This is a genomic window from Pseudomonas sp. NBRC 111132, assembly GCF_001320565.1.
GTDB classification, from domain to species: Bacteria; Pseudomonadota; Gammaproteobacteria; order Pseudomonadales; family Pseudomonadaceae; genus Aquipseudomonas; species Aquipseudomonas putida_P.
The window spans coordinates 36415-55387 of record NZ_BCBI01000028.1 but is presented as its reverse complement, the minus strand read 5'-3'; the positions used below and the strand labels follow the sequence as shown (position 1 = coordinate 55387).

16 protein-coding genes and 2 pseudogenes are annotated in these 18973 nt (G+C 60.3%); 9 read left to right on the top strand and 9 right to left on the bottom strand.

What is annotated here, in order from left to right; translation table 11 throughout:
• The first annotated feature begins 169 nt into the window (after window positions 1-169).
• Both APH35_RS15035 and purU read left to right on the top strand, forming a co-directional pair.
• Window positions 170-802 (top strand): sarcosine oxidase subunit gamma, encoded by a 633-nt coding sequence (locus APH35_RS15035; protein ID WP_012270121.1) that lies wholly within the window; start codon window positions 170-172, stop codon window positions 800-802.
• A gap of 12 nt (window positions 803-814) precedes the next feature.
• The gene (purU, locus tag APH35_RS15030) at window positions 815-1672 is read left to right on the top strand and encodes a formyltetrahydrofolate deformylase (protein ID WP_012270122.1); all 858 of its coding nucleotides are present in this window, start codon (window positions 815-817) and stop codon (window positions 1670-1672) included.
• Between the two features lie 14 nt (window positions 1673-1686).
• Here purU and APH35_RS29405 read toward each other — a convergent pair whose 3' ends face one another.
• Together APH35_RS29405 and APH35_RS29400 are read right to left on the bottom strand one after the other, a co-directional pair.
• Window positions 1687-2184, bottom strand: a complete 498-nt coding sequence (locus tag APH35_RS29405; RefSeq protein WP_256213770.1) for a hypothetical protein — start codon at window positions 2182-2184, stop codon at window positions 1687-1689.
• A gap of 99 nt (window positions 2185-2283) precedes the next feature.
• A pseudogene (locus APH35_RS29400) lies at window positions 2284-2607 on the bottom strand (RHS repeat-associated core domain-containing protein); the annotation flags it as partial.
• 308 nt (window positions 2608-2915) lie between these two features.
• Between APH35_RS29400 and fdhA the strand changes: the two are divergent.
• On the top strand, window positions 2916-4115 hold the full coding sequence (fdhA, locus tag APH35_RS15020; protein WP_060515051.1) for a formaldehyde dehydrogenase, glutathione-independent: 1200 nt from the start codon (window positions 2916-2918) through the stop codon (window positions 4113-4115).
• A 154-nt stretch (window positions 4116-4269) separates the two neighbouring features.
• Here the strand turns inward: fdhA and APH35_RS15015 are convergent, their stop codons facing one another.
• Window positions 4270-5103, bottom strand: a complete 834-nt coding sequence (locus tag APH35_RS15015) for an RHS repeat-associated core domain-containing protein (protein WP_060515050.1) — start codon at window positions 5101-5103, stop codon at window positions 4270-4272.
• A gap of 97 nt (window positions 5104-5200) precedes the next feature.
• Here APH35_RS15015 and APH35_RS28380 point away from each other — a divergent pair.
• Window positions 5201-5459 (top strand): annotated as a pseudogene (locus tag APH35_RS28380) (formaldehyde dehydrogenase, glutathione-independent); the annotation flags it as partial.
• 140 nt (window positions 5460-5599) lie between these two features.
• Here APH35_RS28380 and APH35_RS29755 read toward each other — a convergent pair.
• The gene (locus APH35_RS29755) at window positions 5600-6352 is read right to left on the bottom strand and encodes an RHS repeat-associated core domain-containing protein (RefSeq protein ID WP_082425806.1); all 753 of its coding nucleotides are present in this window, start codon (window positions 6350-6352) and stop codon (window positions 5600-5602) included.
• Between the two features lie 196 nt (window positions 6353-6548).
• Here APH35_RS29755 and APH35_RS15010 point away from each other — a divergent pair, with 196 nt between their 5' ends.
• Complete coding sequence (locus APH35_RS15010) at window positions 6549-7130, top strand: DUF2780 domain-containing protein (RefSeq protein ID WP_060515049.1); 582 nt, start codon at window positions 6549-6551, stop codon at window positions 7128-7130.
• 234 nt (window positions 7131-7364) lie between these two features.
• On the opposite strand, the gene APH35_RS15005 is transcribed toward APH35_RS15010, so the two are convergent.
• A complete protein-coding gene (locus APH35_RS15005) occupies window positions 7365-8714 on the bottom strand; it encodes an APC family permease (RefSeq protein WP_060515048.1) in 1350 nt (449 codons plus the stop codon).
• A gap of 244 nt (window positions 8715-8958) precedes the next feature.
• Window positions 8959-9846, bottom strand: coding sequence for an acyltransferase (locus APH35_RS15000; RefSeq protein ID WP_060493166.1), 888 nt, complete (start codon window positions 9844-9846; stop codon window positions 8959-8961).
• Between the two features lie 182 nt (window positions 9847-10028).
• Here APH35_RS15000 and rloA2 point away from each other — a divergent pair, with 182 nt between their 5' ends.
• From rloA2 to creD, 4 genes are all read left to right on the top strand, one after another.
• Window positions 10029-10529 (top strand): retropepsin-like aspartic peptidase RloA2, encoded by a 501-nt coding sequence (rloA2, locus tag APH35_RS14995; protein WP_012270129.1) that lies wholly within the window; start codon window positions 10029-10031, stop codon window positions 10527-10529.
• Window positions 10530-10709: 180 nt separating this feature from the next.
• On the top strand, window positions 10710-11390 hold the full coding sequence (creB, locus tag APH35_RS14990) for a two-component system response regulator CreB (protein ID WP_060515047.1): 681 nt from the start codon (window positions 10710-10712) through the stop codon (window positions 11388-11390).
• A complete protein-coding gene (gene creC / locus APH35_RS14985; protein WP_060515046.1) occupies window positions 11390-12826 on the top strand; it encodes a two-component system sensor histidine kinase CreC in 1437 nt (478 codons plus the stop codon). The genes creB and creC overlap by 1 nt, the downstream gene beginning before the upstream one ends.
• Before the next feature lie 165 nt (window positions 12827-12991).
• Entirely contained in the window at window positions 12992-14320 is a 1329-nt protein-coding gene (gene creD / locus APH35_RS14980) for a cell envelope integrity protein CreD (protein WP_060515045.1), read from the top strand.
• Between the two features lie 166 nt (window positions 14321-14486).
• Here the strand turns inward: creD and APH35_RS14975 are convergent, their stop codons facing one another.
• The 3 genes from APH35_RS14975 to APH35_RS14965 all read right to left on the bottom strand — a co-directional run bounded on the left by APH35_RS14975 (window position 14487) and on the right by APH35_RS14965 (window position 18638).
• Window positions 14487-15110 carry a glutathione S-transferase gene (locus tag APH35_RS14975; protein WP_012270133.1) on the bottom strand — a complete coding sequence of 208 codons (624 nt, stop codon included), beginning with the start codon at window positions 15108-15110 and terminating at the stop codon, window positions 14487-14489.
• A 3-nt stretch (window positions 15111-15113) separates the two neighbouring features.
• Window positions 15114-15782 carry a peptide-methionine (S)-S-oxide reductase MsrA gene (gene msrA, locus APH35_RS14970; RefSeq protein WP_060493162.1) on the bottom strand — a complete coding sequence of 223 codons (669 nt, stop codon included), beginning with the start codon at window positions 15780-15782 and terminating at the stop codon, window positions 15114-15116.
• Between the two features lie 165 nt (window positions 15783-15947).
• Complete coding sequence (locus APH35_RS14965) at window positions 15948-18638, bottom strand: putative bifunctional diguanylate cyclase/phosphodiesterase (RefSeq protein WP_012270135.1); 2691 nt, start codon at window positions 18636-18638, stop codon at window positions 15948-15950.
• Window positions 18639-18973: the final 335 nt, after the last annotated feature.

The following is an 18973-nucleotide window of genomic DNA, read 5'->3' as shown; positions in this document are numbered from 1 at the left end:
CCCGGATGGCAAACGGTGCCGGGCTGGTAATGAGGGCCCTGTGGGAGCGGGTTCACCCGCGAAGAGGGCGGTGAATCCACCCTCGCATTCGCGGGTAAACCCGCTCCCACAGGATGCACCACCCGCCATGGCACCGCATGCGACCTACAGAATTCAAGGCAGGTAAGAAATGAGCGCTATCAACGTCTTCCAGCAAAACCCCGGCGCCGAGGCCAAGGCCCAGTCGCCACTGCACCACGCCGACCTGGCCAGCCTGGTTGGCAAAGGCCGCAAGAACGCAGGCGTGACCCTGCGTGAACGCAAGTTCCTCGGCCACCTCACCCTTCGCGGTGATGGCCACAACCCGGAATTCGCCGCCGGCGTGCACAAGGCCCTGGGCCTGGAGCTGCCCGTGGCGCTGACCGTGGTCGCCAACAACGACATGTCGCTGCAATGGGTTGGCCCCGACGAGTGGCTGCTGATCGTGCCCGGCGGCCAGGAACTGGCGGTCGAGCAAAAGCTGCGCGCGGCCCTCGACGGCCAGCATATCCAGGTGGTCAACGTCAGCGGCGGGCAAAGCCTGCTGGAGCTGCGCGGCCCGAACGTGCGCGAAGTGCTGATGAAGTCCACCAGCTATGATGTTCACCCGAACAACTTCCCGGTGGGCAAGGCTGTCGGCACTGTGTTCGCCAAGTCGCAACTGGTGATCCGCCGCACCGCCGAAGACACCTGGGAGCTGGTGATTCGCCGCAGCTTCGCCGACTACTGGTGGCTGTGGCTGCAGGACGCTTCGGCCGAGTACGGCCTGAGCATCGAGGCTTAAGGAGAGCAGAACATGAGTCGGGCACCGGATACCTGGATTCTCACCGCCGACTGCCCGAGCATGCTCGGCACCGTCGACGTGGTGACGCGTTACCTCTTCGAGCAGCGCTGCTACGTGACGGAGCACCACTCCTTCGATGACCGGCAGTCTGGACGGTTCTTCATTCGCGTGGAGTTCCGTGCCCCTGATGGCTTCGACGAGGACGGCTTTCGCGCCGGCCTCGCCGAGCGCAGCGAAGCGTTCGGCATGGCTTTCGAGCTGACCGCCCCGAACCACCGCCCCAAGGTGGTGATCATGGTGTCCAAGGCCGACCACTGCCTGAACGACTTGCTGTATCGCCAGCGCATCGGCCAGCTGGGCATGGACGTGGTCGCGGTGGTGTCCAACCACCCCGACCTCGAACCCCTGGCCCAGTGGCACAAGATTCCCTACTACCACTTTGCCCTCGACCCCAAGGACAAGCCTGGGCAAGAGCGCAAAGTGCTGCAGGTGATTGAGGAGACCGGCGCCGAGCTGGTCATCCTTGCCCGCTACATGCAGGTGTTGTCGCCCGAGCTGTGCCGGCGCCTGGATGGCTGGGCGATCAACATTCACCATTCGTTGTTGCCTGGGTTCAAGGGTGCCAAACCTTATCACCAGGCGTACAACAAGGGCGTGAAGATGGTTGGGGCCACGGCGCACTACATCAATAACGACCTGGACGAAGGGCCGATCATTGCCCAGGGCGTGGAGGTGGTGGACCACAGCCACTACCCGGAAGACCTGATTGCCAAAGGGCGCGATATCGAATGCCTGACACTGGCGCGGGCGGTCGGTTACCACATTGAACGGCGGGTGTTCCTGAACGCTAATCGGACCGTGGTGCTTTGAGCAAATAAACAGAGTTAATGACCCCATGATATGGGGTAATGGCTGGCAGCCTGAGCGTTAGGGTAACTGTCCATCCATTTCCGTATCTCTGCATTTTTTATATCTATACGTTGTATGGTTTGCAAATATTCATCCACGTCATCAGTGTACCAAAGCTTCATATCAAGTTTCCGTACAAGGAATTCATCAAACTCAATAAATCCTTGTGCTTTAATATTTTTTCTCATGTCACGTACTGGTTCGGCTCTGCCAAAGTGGATATCTAAATCGGAGTAGGCATCGTAGCCCGAACTGGGGGCAGCACTGATTTTTCTTTGAAGAGAATACCTAGGACCGCCTATACTACTCACGCCGCTACTACTACGGCTCATCGCTGGTCTCATTGCAATAAAATTGGCACCAGCACCAGCACCAGCACCAGCACCAGCACCAGCACCAGCATTGCTCGAACTGCTCGAACTGCTCGAACTGCTCGAACTGCTCCAACTTCTATGGCGACTGTTTAGTTCCATGGAGGGTTGCTGTATGACATGAGAACTGTTCAGTCGCTTTGACACCCACCTATAGAGTTTGACAAAAGGCCGGAAAATTATTGGCGCGTGTCCTGATGGGTCGGTTTTGTTTACGGGGTCACCGGCACAATAACCGTAGGAATTTATCCCTCCGCCTCCAAAAGGGCTTGATCTGTCGCTACTCAAAAAGCGCATGAGCTGTGGGTAGTACAGTCTATATCCGTTACCCAGGAGGTAACCGGCGGGTAGAGGGCTCAATCGCTCGCCGTTAAAGCCGAGAGGGGGCTCAAGCCCTTGTTGTGATGTGCTGAATCCGTAGACGGTATACGCAATAGGTTTCTTGCTCTTTGATGTGGGGTTGAGCGTCGAGATGTGGCGGCTTTTATTAGGTGGTGGTGTATTGTTGCCTTTTTCGATCGACATTTTAATCTTCCCATTTGTAGTGTGCAAACAGCTGTTGCAAGCGTATTCCATAACATGTGGTTCCACACCTATCAAAAATGCTAGTTTTTGCGATTTCAGGCTAGTGCTTGCAATGGATTTCCGACGGCCACCTGAGCCGAAGAGCTTCTGTATGCGTCGGCGCAAACAGGTATCTCTCTGTCGCTTCCAGTCAGCGCATCTTGGCCCATCAGGCCCACAATTCCCCTCATTCCAGAAACACATGCCGCCCATGGATGGCGGCGCGTTCAACCACCGCTGCATAAATAAAAATCAAGCGAGGTAAGAGCATGTCTGGCAATCGTGGAGTGGTATATCTCGGCGCCGGCAAGGTCGAAGTGCAGAAGATCGACTACCCGAAAATGCAGGACCCGCGCGGCAAGAAGATCGAACACGGCGTCATCCTCAAGGTGGTCTCCACCAACATCTGCGGCTCCGACCAGCACATGGTCCGTGGCCGTACCACTGCCCAGGTCGGCCTGGTTCTGGGCCATGAAATCACTGGTGAAATCGTCGAGAAGGGCAGCGACGTCGAGCGCATGCAGATCGGCGACCTGGTATCGGTACCGTTCAACGTCGCCTGTGGCCGCTGCCGCTCGTGCAAAGAGATGCACACCGGTGTTTGCCTCACCGTTAACCCAGCCCGTGCTGGTGGTGCCTACGGCTATGTCGACATGGGCGACTGGACCGGCGGCCAGGCTGAATACGTGCTGGTGCCTTACGCCGACTTCAACCTGCTGAAACTGCCAGAGCGCGACAAGGCCATGGAAAAGATCCGTGACCTGACTTGCCTCTCCGACATCCTGCCAACCGGCTACCACGGTGCCGTGACTGCTGGCGTAGGCCCAGGCAGCACCGTTTACGTCGCGGGCGCTGGGCCAGTCGGCCTGGCCGCCGCTGCCTCGGCCCGCCTGCTGGGCGCTGCCTGCGTGATCGTGGGCGACCTGAACCCTGCCCGCCTGGCCCACGCCAAGTCCCAGGGCTTCGAGGTGGTCGACCTGTCCAAAGACACCCCGCTGCATGAGCAGATCGTCGACATCCTCGGTGAGCCGGAAGTGGACTGCGCCGTTGACGCCGTTGGCTTCGAAGCCCGTGGCCATGGTCACGAAGGTGCCAAGCATGAAGCCCCGGCCACTGTACTGAACTCGCTGATGCAAGTGACCCGCGTTGCCGGCAGCATCGGTATCCCAGGTCTGTACGTGACCGAAGACCCGGGTGCGGTGGATGCCGCTGCCAAAGTCGGCGCGCTGAGCATCCGCTTCGGCCTGGGCTGGGCGAAGTCGCACAGCTTCCACACTGGCCAGACCCCGACCATGAAGTACAACCGCCAGCTGATGCAGGCGATCATGTGGGACCGCATCAACATCGCTGAAGTGGTGGGTGTGCAGGTGATCAACCTGGATCAGGCGCCAGAAGGGTATGGCGAGTTTGATGCGGGTGTGCCGAAGAAGTTTGTAATTGACCCGCACAAGATGTGGGGTGCGGCTTAAGGCCAAATAAAGATGCCCTCTTTTGAGGGCATCTTTACACTATCAAGAGTTCGACTTTCTGATCTCGCGCCTGGCATCAGCAGGTAGTGTGGTAGTCGGCCAATTTGGCGTAATGCCTTTGCGCCAAAGCGCTTCGCCAATCTGGGACAATTTCTTATTTTTTGTTCATGAGCGCTGCGGCCCTAGCCAGATAATTCAAGGCTGGGGCTCTGTCGCCTTCGTCATGCAGTCTGGTTAACACGCCAATCTCCGCGCGATTGCGCTTGAATGTCTGCATATCCATTGCCCGGACGTGAGCTACTTCAGTACTGCTGCCTGGGTTTTGGAATAGCTCAAACACCCTGATGTGGGTACGCCCTTCAGTGACCGAGTTGTCGGCTTTTACCCTGCGAGGCATCTGCAATTTTGTGTCAATAAGTGCCTTTCGATGAGCTGTTCTGTTGAAATCTAACGGCTTCAACCAGGAACCAGCGGAAATCGCTGCATTCTTGCTAGTCCTCATTATCTGACCATTAGCTAGGTAAACACGCATGTGGCCGCTTTGGTCGCTGCTGTTTACTGGGTCGCCCTCACAATAGCAGTAAGCGTTCAGGCCCCCCTGACCAAAAGGGCTCCAGTTATCTGCAGCAACAAAGCGTCCGAGACGTGGTGAGTAGGCGCGGTATCCAAGCCCAAGCAGATAGCAGTTCGAACCAATGTCGAAAACCTCACCATTGAAGCCAGTCGTAGTCCTTAACGAGGGCAGAGATGGGTCGTGCCCATAGGCTGAGTAAGGGTGGTCCTCCTTATCACCTTCGCTCTCAACACTGAGAACCGAACCCTTATCGTTGGTGGCCAGCAATGCAATGCTGCGGTCTCCATTCGTCTGCTGCTCAGCCAGCGGTTGTTCCGCATTGCGGAAGATGGCGCGATGCTTATCGACTTGTTTCACGGTGATCAGCTTGTCGCCCTGGTAGAAGAAAAGCGAACAATTCGACGCTTTGCTCATGATTCAAGTCTCTGCCGTGCTGGATAAATGGAGGCTGCATGATGCCCATTCTGAACAGTCGCAGGGATTTTGATACTGGTAGAAATATCAGGTGTTGGCCGAATGCGGCGCGCTGAGCGTCTGCTTTGGCCAGGGTTGGGCGAAGTCGCACAGCTTCCACACTGGCCAGCCACTGACCATGAGGTACAACTGCCAGCTGATGCAGGCGATCATGTGGGGCCGGATCAATATTGCTTGAAGTGGTGGACGTGCAGGTGATCAACCTGGAACAGGCGCTGGAAGGGTATGGCGAGTTTGATGCGGGTGTGCCGAAGAAGTTTGTGATTGATCCGCATAAGATGTGGGGTGCGGCTTGATCTCGTGATCTAACATAAAGCCCCTCAAATCGAGGGGTTTTTTAAGGGGTATCCGGAAAGCTGAAAATATGATCAATGACAACTAGGCATTTCGAAGTTCGCTGTTCAGATTAATAGGCAGTGAGTCTGTCGGCGGCGCTTTAGCTACGCCTGATCTGCCTATTTGGCTGCGATGGGGGTGCGGCTTCGATTATCGCAGTTGAATAATGTGGCGAGAAACTGATCGGTTGCGTGAGATCGCTGGCTGATCGACTGCGTAGGCGCAACGATCGATTGGCGAGCTTTGCTAGTTCGCTCCTCATAAGCTCAGGGACCTCGTCGGGACGGTATTTCAGAGTTTTTATGTCGGCATAAATTATTCTTCTTCGTTCTCGGATTTCGCCAAGGCGTTGCTGTTGCCGTGGCAACAATTTGTCTTCAACGAGTTGATAGCTCGGAAGTAGTAAATTCTCCGAGTTGGCTTGATCATAGGATGGTGGGATTGTACCTTCTAGTCGAGCCGAGTGTAGCGCTTGGGCAGTGGGTGCTCTTTGAGGTACTGGAACTCGATCTCGACCTCTTTTCCGCCCGAATAAGTTGGCGATACCTTTAAATAAACTCATCCAGCTTCTTCCTGATGGATCCGTGCGATTGATGGGGTCTCCACCGCAGTAGGCATATGCATTGATACCGCCTGTGTCAAACGGGCTTAACATGTCAGCTGATTGAAATCGCTGTAGGACGGGGTTGTAACTGCGATGACCATTGCCAAGGGCATAGAGACCTGTCAATGCATCTCGGAGCTGACCATTAAATGCCAAAAAGCATTGCTCTTCGGGTGCATTAATTGCGTAGCCATATAACGTGTATGCAGAAAAATGAGGTGCGCGGTCGGAATCGGGGGGCTTCTTCATCACCTTGGCCTGTTTGATGTGACTTGTTGTTAGCAGTATTCCGATGTCCAGTGCATGGCGCTACTGGCAAAAATAACAGGCTGGTGCCACTGACCTGATCCGCTTGAAGTCTCGACAACCGGTCCGGAACAAACACCGGAGCGCTGAGTCAAATTTGTCGTTTCCCCGGCCATCCCGGCCCACGAGGTCCTCTCCAATGAAAGCATTCACCCTGGCAACCCTGATGACCCTGGCCGCAAGCCCGGTGTTCGCCTTCAATCTCAACGATGCCGCCAACGCTGTGTCGGCCATGCAAAACCCGAAGCAGAGCCAGCAAACCCAGGTGCAGGCGCCCGAGGCACAGGCCAATTTGCTCAACACCCTGGGCAGCGAATTGAAGATCACCCCCGAACAGGCTGTCGGCGGCGCAGGCGCAATGCTGGGCTTGGCGCGCAACAACCTGAGCAGCGATGACTATGGGCAACTGACCAAGGCCGTACCGGGGCTGGACCTGCTGGCCGGGGCCAATGCGCTGGGTGGCTTGAGTGGCCTGGGCGATTTGCTGGGCAAGAACAGCGAAAACCAGTCAGCCTTGAGCAATGCGCTGGGCAGCAACGTGGAAAACCGCAGCGACCTGGACACTGCGTTCAAGGCGCTGGGGATGGATACCGGGATGATCGGGCAGTTTGCGCCGTTGATTCTGCAGTACCTGGGGCAGCAGGGGATTGCTGGGTCGTTGTTGCAGAACCTGGGTAGCCTATGGACAACCCCGGCGCCGTTGACCCAGCCTTCGGTCTGAGGTTTTTGGGTTGCCAGCGGCGGCTCTATCGCCGGCAAGTTAACGCCCACAGGTTTTTCGCAGACTTCAAGCCTGGCGCTGTACCTGTGGGAGCGGCCTTGTGTTGCGAAAGGGCCGCAAAGCGGCCCCGGCAATCTTCGAGGTGAAGCGGAAATCCCTGGGGCCGCTGCGCGGCCCTTTCGCGACACAAGGCCGCTCCTACAAGAAAAAGCGGTTTTGCGTCGTCTCGGCAGGTCAGGCCGCTTCGGTGAAATCCACCAGGCGCACCGGGCGGCGGAAGCCTGCGGTCAGTACGGCAAGGTACACAAGGCCTAGCGCAAACCAGCACAGGCCAATCACCAGCGTCAGCGCCGACAGGCTGGTCCACAGCCACAAGGTCAGCCCCAACCCCACCAATGGCACCACACCGTAGCGCAGCAGGTTCTTGGCATTGCGCTGGCTGGTGTCGTCCATCAGATGAGTTTTCACCACCGCCAGGTTCACCGCCGAGAACGCCACCAGTGCGCCAAAGCTGATCAGCGAGGCGAGGGTGGACAGGTCGATCACCAGCGCCAGCAGCGAGAACGCCGACACCAACGCAATGGCGAACACCGGCGTGCCAAAGCGCGGCGACAGGTAACCGAAGCTACGCCGTGGCAGCACGTTGTCACGGCCCATGGTGAACAGAATGCGCGACACCGCTGCCTGCGAAGCCAGCGCCGAACCCAGGCTGCCCGCCACATAAGCGGCAGTGAAGAAGTTGGTGAGGAACTGCCCGCCCGCCTTGAACATCACTTCATTGGCCGCCGCATCGGCATTGGCGAAGCTGCTACCCGGCAACACCAGCTGGCTGACATAGGCCAGCACGGTGAACAGCAAACCGGCAAACAGGGTGGTGAGGATGATCGCCCGTGGCACGTCGCGGCGGGCGTCGCGGCATTCTTCGGCCAAGGTCGAGACGGCGTCGAAGCCCAAAAACGACAAGCACAACACCGCTGCGCCAGCCATCAGGTGGCCGAAGCCCGGTTTGCTGCCGTCACCCAGCAGCGGCGACAGCAGGTCGAGCGGCTGGCCAGCCAATGTCTGGCAGGACAGCGCGACAAACACGCCGATGAACACGATCTGCGCGCCAACGATCAGGTTGCTGGTCTTGGCCACCGAGTTGATGCCGACCACGTTCAGCACTGTCACTAGGGCAATGCAGGCGAGCACGAAGGCCCAGGCGGGCACTGCGGGGAACGCGATGTTGAGGAACAGCCCGATCAGCAAGTAGTTGATCATCGGCAGGAACAGGTAGTCGAGCAGCAGCGACCAACCGGCGAGGAAGCCGACGTTGGGCCCGAACGCCATGTTGGTGTAGGAGTACGCCGAGCCCGCGACCGGGAAGCGCTTGACCATGAAGCTGTAGGACGCGGCGGTGAACAGCATGGCCAGCAGGGTGACCAGGTAGGCGCCGGCAGTGCGGCCCCCCGTGAGTTCGGTGACGATGCCGTAGGTGGTGAAGATGGTCAGTGGGACCATATAGACCAGGCCGAAAAATACCAGGGCGGGCAGGCCGAGGACACGGCGAAGCTGGGCGGGGGCGGAGCGGGGTGGGTTGGCCATTGATCGATCCAAGCTTTTTTGTAGTTGTGCTTTGATCGATTTTTATCCACTTAGGTAGGGTGTGACAAAGAAGTAATCCTAATGCTGATTATTAGCCAGGGTTTTAATTGGATATTTGCACTGCCTGTTCCGGCCAATTCGCGGGTAAACCCGCTCCTACAGGGACCGCACAGTTTTCAAAGGCAATGCAGTACCTGTGGGAGCGGGTTTACCCGCGAATTGGCCGGTCCAGAAAACAAAAATCTCAACGCATTTCCTGGCGCAGTTGCTCAATCCGCTGGTCCTTCTCCACCCAAAGCTGATTCACCCAAGCCTGTACCGTCTGCCGAAACTCCGGGTCATTCTCGTAATCACCCGCCCACAATGCCGGGTCCAGTTCGCGCACCTGAATGTCGATAATCACCCGGCTAATGCTGCCATTGAGCAACGCCCAGAACCCCGGTGCCTTGTTGCCGGGGTAGACGATGGTCACGTCCAGCAAGGCATCCAGTTGCTCGCCCAGTGCCGCCAGCACGAACGCTACGCCACCGGCCTTGGGCTTGAGCAGGTAACGATACGGCGACTGCTGTTCCTGGCGTTTGGCTTCGGTAAAGCGCGTGCCTTCCAGATAGTTCACCACCGTCACTGGCTGGCGCTTGAACAGCTCACAGGCCGCCTTGGTGATCTCCAGGTCCTTGCCCTTGAGCTCGGGGTGCTTTTCCAGAAACGCCTTGCTGTAGCGCTTCATGAATGGGTAATCCAGCCCCCACCAGGCCAGACCCAGCAGCGGGACCCAGATCAGCTCTTTTTTCAGGAAGAACTTGAAGAACGGTGTGCGGCGGTTGAGGCTTTCGATCAGCGCGGGGATATCGACCCAGGTCTGGTGGTTGCTCACGGCCAGGTACGAGGTGTCCTTGCGCAGGTTCTCGACGCCGCGAATGTCCCACTGGGTCGGGATGCACAGGGCGAAGATGGCCTTGTCGATCTCCGACCAGGTTTCCGCCACCCACATCACCGCCCATGATGCGTAATCACGCCCACGGCCCGGCAACACCAGTTTGAGCAGGGCGAAGACCAGCAGCGGGCAGATCAACACCACAGTATTGAGCAGCAGCAGGGTGGTTGTGAGAATGCCGGTCAGCAGGCGACGCATAAAGAAACTCTTGTTGTGGGAGATGAACGATTGGCAATGATAAGCAGCGCAATGGCCTACGCCAAATGTCCAATGCCCGTCGGCAGGGACAAATGTTTCACATTATGTTGGTTAGGCTTGTCACAGCGAACCTATTCAGCCATTGCAGTCTAAGCACTGACCCTTCTCAAGGAAGCCTGCCTGTGAAACCTCTGCTTGCTCTGTTGTCATTGTTGGCCATGCCGGTAATGGCTGCCGAGCCCACGATCTACGGCCGTTACGAGAACATCGCCCTGCCTGAGCTTGGCGAAACCCTGAAAGCCAAGATGGACACCGGTGCGTTCACCGCCTCGTTGTCGGCCAAGGATATCGAACTGTTCAACCGCGATGGCGAGGAGTGGGTGCGCTTCCGCCTGGCGACCAAGGACTCGGACGGCAAGGTGTACGAGCACAAGGTCTCGCGCATCAGCAAGATCAAGGGCCGTGCCGATGAAGAGGAGGAGGGCGATGCGCCGGAAATCTCCAAGCGCCCGGTGGTCGACCTGGAGCTGTGTCTGGGTGATGTGAAGCGCACCGTGGAAGTGAACCTGGTGGATCGCAGCAGCTTCAACTACCCGCTGCTGGTGGGTTCCAAGGCATTGCGCGAGTTCAAGGCCGCAGTCAACCCGGCCAAGAAATTCACCGCTGGCAAGCCTGACTGCTGACCTGAAGCCAGACCGGTCCCCTTGTAGGAGCGGCCTTGTGTCGCGATAGGGCCGCAAAGCGGCCCCTCGATCCAAGCGTTGATGCAGATATTGCCGGGGCCGCTCTGCGGCCCTTTCGCGACACAAGGCCGCTCCTACACAATAGTGCGTCGCCATCGACATTTACACAGGCCGCGCACTATGCCCCATATCCTCATTGTCGAAGACGAAGCCGCCATCGCCGACACCCTGCTCTACGCCCTGCAGGCCGATGGCCACAGCACCGAATGGGTGACCCTCGGTAGTGCCGCCCTCGACCAGCAACGCCAGCGCCCGGCCGACCTGATCATCCTCGACATCGGCCTGCCCGACATCAGTGGCTTTGAAACCTGCCGCCAATTGCGCCGCTTCAGCGAAGTGCCGGTGATGTTCCTCAGCGCCCGCGACGGCGAGATCGACCGGGTGGTAGGCCTGGAAATCGGTGCCGACGACTATGTGGTCAAACCCTTCAGCCCGCGTGAAGTGGCCGCACGGGTGCGGGCGATTCTCAAGCGCATGGCCCCCAGGGCCGAGCCCGCGACCGATGCCGCGCTGTTCCAGCTCGACACCCTGCGCATGCAGATCACCTACCGCAGCCAGCCCCTCACACTGACGCGCCACGAATTCCGACTGCTGCAATGCCTGTTGGAGCAACCACAGCGCGTATTCAGCCGCGAACAACTGCTCGATGCCCTGGGCGTGGCCAGCGACGTGGGCTACGAGCGCACCATCGACAGCCATATCAAGAGCCTGCGCGCCAAGCTGCGCCAGGTGGCCAGTGGCGGCGAGCCAATCCAGACCCACCGTGGCCTCGGCTACAGCTACAGCCCGGAACATGCCTGATGCGCCTGGGCATCCGGATCTTCCTGGTGTACTTCCTGTTCGTGGGGTTGGCGGGCTATTTCTTGCTCAACACCGTACGCGAACAGATACGCCCGGTCGTGCGTCAGTCTTCCGAAGAAACCTTGGTAGACACCGCCAACCTGCTGGCGGAGATCCTGCGTGATGACGTCAAGGCCGGCACCCTGAACCAGGGGCGTCTGCCCGAGGTGCTCAAAGCCTACGGCTCGCGCAGCCCGGGTGCGCAGATTTGGGGCCTGGCCAAAAACCAGGTCAGCCACCGCATCTACGTCACTGACGCCAAGGGCATCGTGTTGCTGGACTCCAGCGGTGAGGCATTGGGCAAGGACTACTCGCAGTGGAATGACGTGTTGCTGACCTTGCGTGGCCAGTACGGCGCCCGCTCCACCCGCAGCGACCCCAGTGATGAAAGCACCTCGGTGATGCACGTTGGCGCACCGATCATCGACGACGGCAGGATCATCGGCGTTGTCACGGTGGCCAAACCCAATAGCTCGCTGCAACCGTACATCGACCGATCCGAGCGGCGCTTGCTTACGTTGGGCTTGGGGCTGATCGGCCTGGGCTTGCTGATCGGCGCTGCGCTGTCGTGGTGGCTGGCGCGTTCGCTGCGGCGGCTGGCGCGTTATGCCCAGGCGGTCAGCGAGGGTGAACGGGCCGCATTGCCGCACTACAAGGGGGGCGAGCTGGCGCACCTGGCACAGGCGGTGGAACGCATGCGCACCCAGCTGGAGGGCAAGGCCTATGTCGAGCGCTACGTACACACCCTGACCCACGAGCTGAAAAGCCCGCTGGCGGCCATTCGGGGGGCTTCCGAGCTGTTGCAGGGCGACGATATGCCTGCCGAGCAACGGGCACGCTTTGCCGGCAATATCGAGCGCGAAAGCGAACGCTTGCAGCAGATGATCGAGCGCCTGCTCAACTTGGCCAGGGTCGAGCAGATGCAGGCGCTGGAGGATGAACAGCAGGTGGCGCTGGCGGCGCTTGTCGATGAATTGCTGCTGGCCCATGCGGCGCGAATCGAAGGTGCCAACCTGCACGTGCGCCAGCGTGTGCCTGCCGGGTTGCGTTTGCTGTGCGATCCGTTCCTGATGCGCCAGGCGCTGGCCAACCTGCTCGACAACGCGCTGGATTTCACCCCCGAAGGTGGCGCGCTGCTGTTCGACCTGGAGCGCGATGGTGAGCGGGTCGCATTGAGCCTGTTCAACCAGGGGCACGCGATACCGGCGTATGCCATTGGGCGGGTCAGCGAGCGGTTCTACTCGCTGCCGCGGCCGGGGAGCGGGCGCAAGAGCACCGGGCTGGGGCTGAATTTTGTGGCCGAGGTGATGCAACTGCATGGCGGAGCGTTGGCGGTGGATAACGTTGATGGCGGGGTGCGGGTGCGGTTGTGGTTGCCGGTGCGGCGTATTAGTTGAGATAGCCGGGGCTGCTGCGCAGCCCATCGCGACGCAAGGCCGCTCCTACAGGGACCGCGCAAACTTCGAATAATGCGCGGACCCAAAAACACACAATCTCCACACAAGCTCCCCAAGGCCTCCACGCAAGGCGCAGACACTGCGCCCACTGCCACAGGAGGCCCCATGAACAAGACCCTCGGTTACAAGCTCGGCATGATCGCCGTGCTCATCTTGCTGCTGCTCATTCCGCTGTTGCTGATCAACGGCCTGATCGATGAACGCCAGGCCCTGCGCGACAACGTACTGCGCGACATCGCCCAGAGTGCCAGCTTCGACCAGCAACTCAGTGGCCCGCTGCTGGTGGTGCCTTATCGCAAGTACCAGCGCCGTTGGATCGAGAAGGACGGCGAACGCACCCAGGAAACCAGCACCATTGCCGGCCACTTGTACTTTCTGCCGGAAACCTTCGACGCCGACCTGGGTGTGGACACCGAACTGCGTGCCCGCGGTATCTACCAGGCGCGGCTGTTCCATGCCAAGGGGCGTATCAGTGGCCGCTTCAAGCTCCCGGAGCGTTGGGGCATCGACAAGGACTTCGACGACTACCGCTTCGACAAACCTTTCCTGGTGGTGGGCATCAGCGATATCCGCGGCATCGAGAATGGCCTGGAACTGAGCATCGACGAGCAGAAGCTGCCGTTCGAGGCCGGCACCCAGCTCGACTGGATGCGCGGTGGCGTGCATGCCAGCCTGCCGATGCTGGATGGCCTGCAAGCACGGGAATTCAGCTACGGCTTCGACCTTGCATTACAAGGCACCGGGCAGTTGCACGTCGTGCCGGTGGGCCGCACCAGCAGCGTGGCCATGCGTGCAAACTGGCCGCACCCGAGCTTCGTCGGCAGCTATCTGCCCAACCGCCGCGACATCGATGCCCAGGGCTTCAGCGCTCACTGGCAGACGTCGTTCTTCGCCACCAACCTTGAAGATGCCCTGCGCCAATGCGCCACCGCCGGCCAGTGCGAAGACTTCAGCGAGCGCAGCTTTGGCGTGAGCTTTATCGACCCGGTGGACCAGTACCTGAAAAGCGAGCGGGCGATCAAATACGCGTTGTTATTCATCGCGCTGACCTTTGCCGGCTTCTTCCTGTTCGAGGTGCTGAAAAACCTGAGTGTGCACCCGGTGCAGTACATCCTGGTGGGTGTGGCGCTGGCGTTCTTCTACCTGTTGTTGCTGTCGTTGTCCGAGCACATCGGCTTTGGCCTGGCGTATGGGCTGTCGGCTTCGGCGTGTGTGCTGTTGATCGGCTTCTACCTCAGCCATGTGTTGCGCAGCCTGGGGCGAGGGGTGGGGTTTGCGGCAGGGTTGGCGGCGCTGTACGCGCTGCTTTACGGGCTGTTGAGTGCCGAAGATTATGCGCTGCTGATGGGGTCGCTGCTGTGCTTTGGCTTGCTGGGGGTGTTCATGGTGCTGACCCGGCGGCTGGACTGGGCGCGGGTGGGGAGAGCGGCATGAGGGAGGACAGAGAAATAGGGCGGTGGTTGGCCTTCAGGATTGGGCAGCTGTTTCCTGTGATACCGAAGTGAGGCATTCGCGGGTAAACCCGCTCCTACAGGTATGCCGCACAATTTGAAATTGGCGCTGTACCCTGTGGGAGCGGGTTTACCCGCGAAGAGGCCCTTCAGGCCACTGGGGATGTGGCGACCATCGACGGCCGCTTGGCCACTTCGGCATACCACGCAGCCAACCCAGGTTGGCGCTCACGCCAGCCAAACTCGGGCTGACGCAAGTCCAGATACCCCAGCGCACAGGCCACGCCAATCGCCGCCAGGTCGAAACCGGACATCAGCTCGGGCAAATGCTCCTGCTCAAGGTTAGCCAGGCTACGGCGGATCTTGTCGCCCTGCGCCTGCAGCCAGCCGTCCCAGCGTTTTTCCTCGGGCCGCAGGAAGCTTTCATAGCGCGACGACACCGCCGCATCCATGATTGCATCGGCCTGCGATACCAGCGTCATGCGCCGCCAACGCGCCGAACCCTCACGCGGCAGCAGCGGCAGGCCGACGTGTTGCAGGTCGAGGTACTCGCAGATCACCCGGCTGTCATGCAGCACAGTGCCATCGTCCAGGCGCAGGGCTGGGATTTTGCCGATCGGGTTGTCCTGGTTGAGCTGCGGGTCGCCGCTCACCGGGCTGATGTTCACCGGCTGCAGCTGCACGCGCTCGAGCTGGCCGGTTTCGTGCAATACCACCATGACCTTGCGCACGAAGGGCGACAACGGCGAGTGGAACAGTGTCATCGTGGCCATTGTTCAGTTGCCCTGCAGGCTGGGTGGCAGGCAAACGCCGGTGCCGCCAATGCCGCAGTAGCCCTGCGGGTTCTTGGCCAGGTACTGCTGGTGGTAGGCCTCGGCGAAGTACACGGTGGGTGCCTGGTCGATTTCGGTGGTGATCTCGCCGAAGCCGGCCTTGCTCAGCTCGGCCTGGAACGCGTCGCGGCTGGCTTTGGCCTGTTCCAGCTGTTCTGGGCTGGTGCAGTAGATGGCCGAGCGGTACTGGGTGCCGACGTCGTTACCCTGGCGCATGCCCTGGGTCGGGTTGTGCAGCTCCCAGAACATTGCCAGTAGCTCGCGGTAGCTGACTTTGTCCTTGTCGAACACCACCAGCACCACTTCGGTGTGGCCGGTCAGGCCTGAGCAGACTTCTTCGTAGGTGGGGTGTGGGGTGAAGCCGCCGGCGTAACCGACCACCGTGCTGACCACGCCTTCACGCTGCCAGAAGCGGCGCTCGGCGCCCCAGAAGCAACCCAGGCCGAAGATGGCGAAGTCGATGGCGCCTTCGAAGAATGGACCGAGCAGTGGGGTGCCTTCGAACACGTAGTGGAACTCGGGCAGGCTCATTGGCGTTTCGCGGCCAGGCAGGGCCTGTTCCGCAGTTGGCATGACGTTTTTGTTCACCAGGATTTCCGAACGCAGGACCATGGCCGTTCCTCTGTATGGCTTTGAGATAGGGGCTGGGGCATTCGCGGGTAAACCCGCTCCCACAGGCAACCCACAGATTTCGAATACTGTGGCGTACCTGTGGGAGCGGGTTTACCCGCGAAAGGGCCCGTATGGGCTCTATAGTGCCCGAGGTTTGCGTGGCTGTCAGGCCACCGGGCCACGCGGATAGCGCTTCAACCGCTCAGCCAGCTCGCGCCCCGGAATTGGCCGGTCGAACAGGTAACCCTGGCCCACGTCGCAGCGGTGCCGACGCAGGAACGCCAGTTGCTCCGGCGTCTCGATCCCTTCGGCCACCACCTTCAACTTCAGGTTGTGGGCCATGGCCACCACCGCCGAGGTGATTTCCATGTCGTCCTGGTTGTCGGGGATTTCGTTGATGAAGCTGCGGTCGATCTTGAGGATGTCGATCGGAAACTTCTTCAGGTAGCTCAGCGACGAATAACCGGTACCGAAGTCGTCCATGGCCAGGGTCAGGCCCAGGGCTTTCAGCTCGTCCAGCTGGCGGTGGGTGTCTTCGCTGGCCTCCAGCAGCAGGCCTTCGGTCAGCTCCAGCTCAAGCAGGTGTGGGGGCAGGGCTTCATCCTTGAGGATGGTGCTGATCGACGCCACCAGGTCCGGGTCGGAGAACTGCTTGGGTGACAGGTTGATGGCCACGTGCAGGTTGCCCATGCCAGCCTCGCGCAGTTGCTGGCTCATGCGGCACGCCTGGCGTACCACCCATTTACCAATGGGAATGATCAGGCCGGTCTCTTCCGCCACGCTGATGAACTGGTCCGGGCGGATCATGCCGCGCTCTGGGTGGTTCCAGCGCAGCAAGGCTTCCAGCCCCAGCAGGCGGCCGCTGCGCAGGCAGATCTTGGGCTGGTAGAACACTTCCAGCTCGTTCTGGGTCAGGGCGCGGCGCAGGTTGTTCTCGACGAAAAGCTTGTAGCTGGCTTCGGCATTGAGCACTTCGGTGAACACCTGCACCTGGTGTTTGCCGTTGGCCTTGGCCTTGTGCAGCGCCAGGCCGGCGTTTTTCATCAGGCTGGCCGGGTCGACGCCGTGCAACGGTGCACAGGCCAGGCCTACCGAGGCGGTGACGTTGATCAGCTGGTTGTCGACGAACATCGGCTTGTCGAGGGTGCGCAGCAACTGCAGAGCAACGCCCTGGCCATCTTCCAGGCTGGTGTTGTCGAGCAGCACGGCGAATTCGTTACTGGCAAAACGGGCCAGGATGCCACCGGCGTGAAGGCTGTTGCGCAGGCGCCGGGCCAAGCTGATCAGCAGCTTGTCACCGGTTTGGTGGCCAAGGCTGTCGTTGATCCGCTTGAAGTTGTCGATGTCCACCAGCAGCAGGCACATCGCGCTTTCGCCATCACGGGCAAAGCGTTCGTCGAGGCTGCGGATGAACGCCGGGCGGTTGCCCAGGTTGGTCAGGTTGTCGGTGTAGGCCAGGCGCTCGATACGCTGCTGGGCCAGCTTGGTCTGGGTGACGTCTTCGTAGATGCCGATGTAGTGGGTCAGCTCACGGTTGTCACCGTACACCTTGGAAATCGACAATTGCCCCCAGTACGGCTCCAGGTTCTTGCGCCGGCTCTTGAACTCGCCCTGCCAGCTGTTGCCCATGGCCAGGCTCGACGGCGAGTCGAACAGCAGTTCGCTGAGGTTTTCCAGCGCCGGCAGCTCAGCCAGCTGGCGCCCCTGCACTTCGTCGGTGCTGTACTGGGTGATGGCGGTGAAGCTTGGGTTGACGTACTCCACCCGGCCGTCGCGGTTGACCAGCAGGAAGGCGCTGGCGCTTTGCTCGACCGCACGTTGGAACAGGTGCAGGGCGTTGGTGGCGGCGCGGCGGTTGTGGTTGGTGATGACCTGGGCGAACTGGTCGGCCAGCTCGCCGGCAAAGGCAATTTCGTCCGACTGCCAGGCCCGTGCCTGGCCGGTCTGCTCCAGGCACAGCACGCCGACCACCTGGCCATCGACGCGGATACTGGCGTCGAGCATGGCCTTGTTTTCCGGGCGCATGCTTTGCGCCAGGGCGCGGGTGCGTGGGTCGTGGCCGGCGTTGTGGGCGTCGATGGCGCGGCTGGCGTGCAGCGCGTCGAGGTAGTCGGGGAAGCGGCTGGCATCGATGGCTTCGGGCTGGCGATGCTCCTGCGCATCGCGGTACCAGGCGATGATCGGTTCCAGGCGCTGGTCTTCCAGGTGCCAGATACTGGCGCTGTCGACCTTGTAGATTTCGCAGGCACTCTGGGTAATCAGCTGGGCCGCTTCCAGCAGCGAGTTGCCGGCGCTGTAGCGCTGGCGGGCCAGGCGCAGGATAAGGTCCTGCTGGCCACGCACACGCTCCAGGTGTTCCAGTTGTTCTTGCTGGGCGCGCTGGTTCAGTTGCAGGGCCAGTTGCAGGCGGTTGTTGCGTGATTCCAGGTCGCTGGCGCCGGGTTCGCCGGTGTCGTCCTGTTGGTCGTCGAGCACGCTCAGGTAGCCGCGCAGCAACTGGCGGTTGTGCTGCTTGTAGGCTTCACCGGCCTCCAGCAAGCGCATCGACGCACTTGGGGTGTGCAGGGTATAGCGCACGCGGTAGTAGCCGCGCTGGGCCAGTTGCAGCTGGATCTCGTCGTGCAGCCGGTAGCGTGCTTCGGGCTCCATCAGGCTGGCGTACGGGGCGTCTACCAGGGCGCACAGGTCGCCGGCCTGCAGGCCGAACTGACGCTCGCAGGCCGGGTCCAGGTAGAGCATGGCCCAAGTGGCTTCGTTGAGCCTTTCGAAACGCAGCATGCCCAGCCGCGAAGGCACGGGTAACTGCGTCACGACCTCGGCCGCCACACGGCTGGCGGCATCGGGTTGGCTTTTCATCGAAGACTCGCTTGAAGAGGGAACGCGGCCCTTGGGCGGCGTTGGATCTGGCAAGGTTGCATCATGTCCCGAGGGCTGGCAAGCGGCCATGTGCGATGCTGTGGACGGGTTATCGGCTGATGTGGCTGATTCTGTAGTTTGGCTGGAGATTTTGGGGCCGCGTTGCGGCCCATCGCGACACAAGGCCGCTCCTACAGGGAGCCGCGATCGCCTTGTGGGAGCGGCCTTGTGTCGCGATGGAGGGCGAAGCCCTCCCAGCTTTTTCCAGACAAAAAAAGCCCCGCCAATTGACGGGGTTGAGGTACGAGCGTGGCAGCTCGAAAAGGGTACTGCCC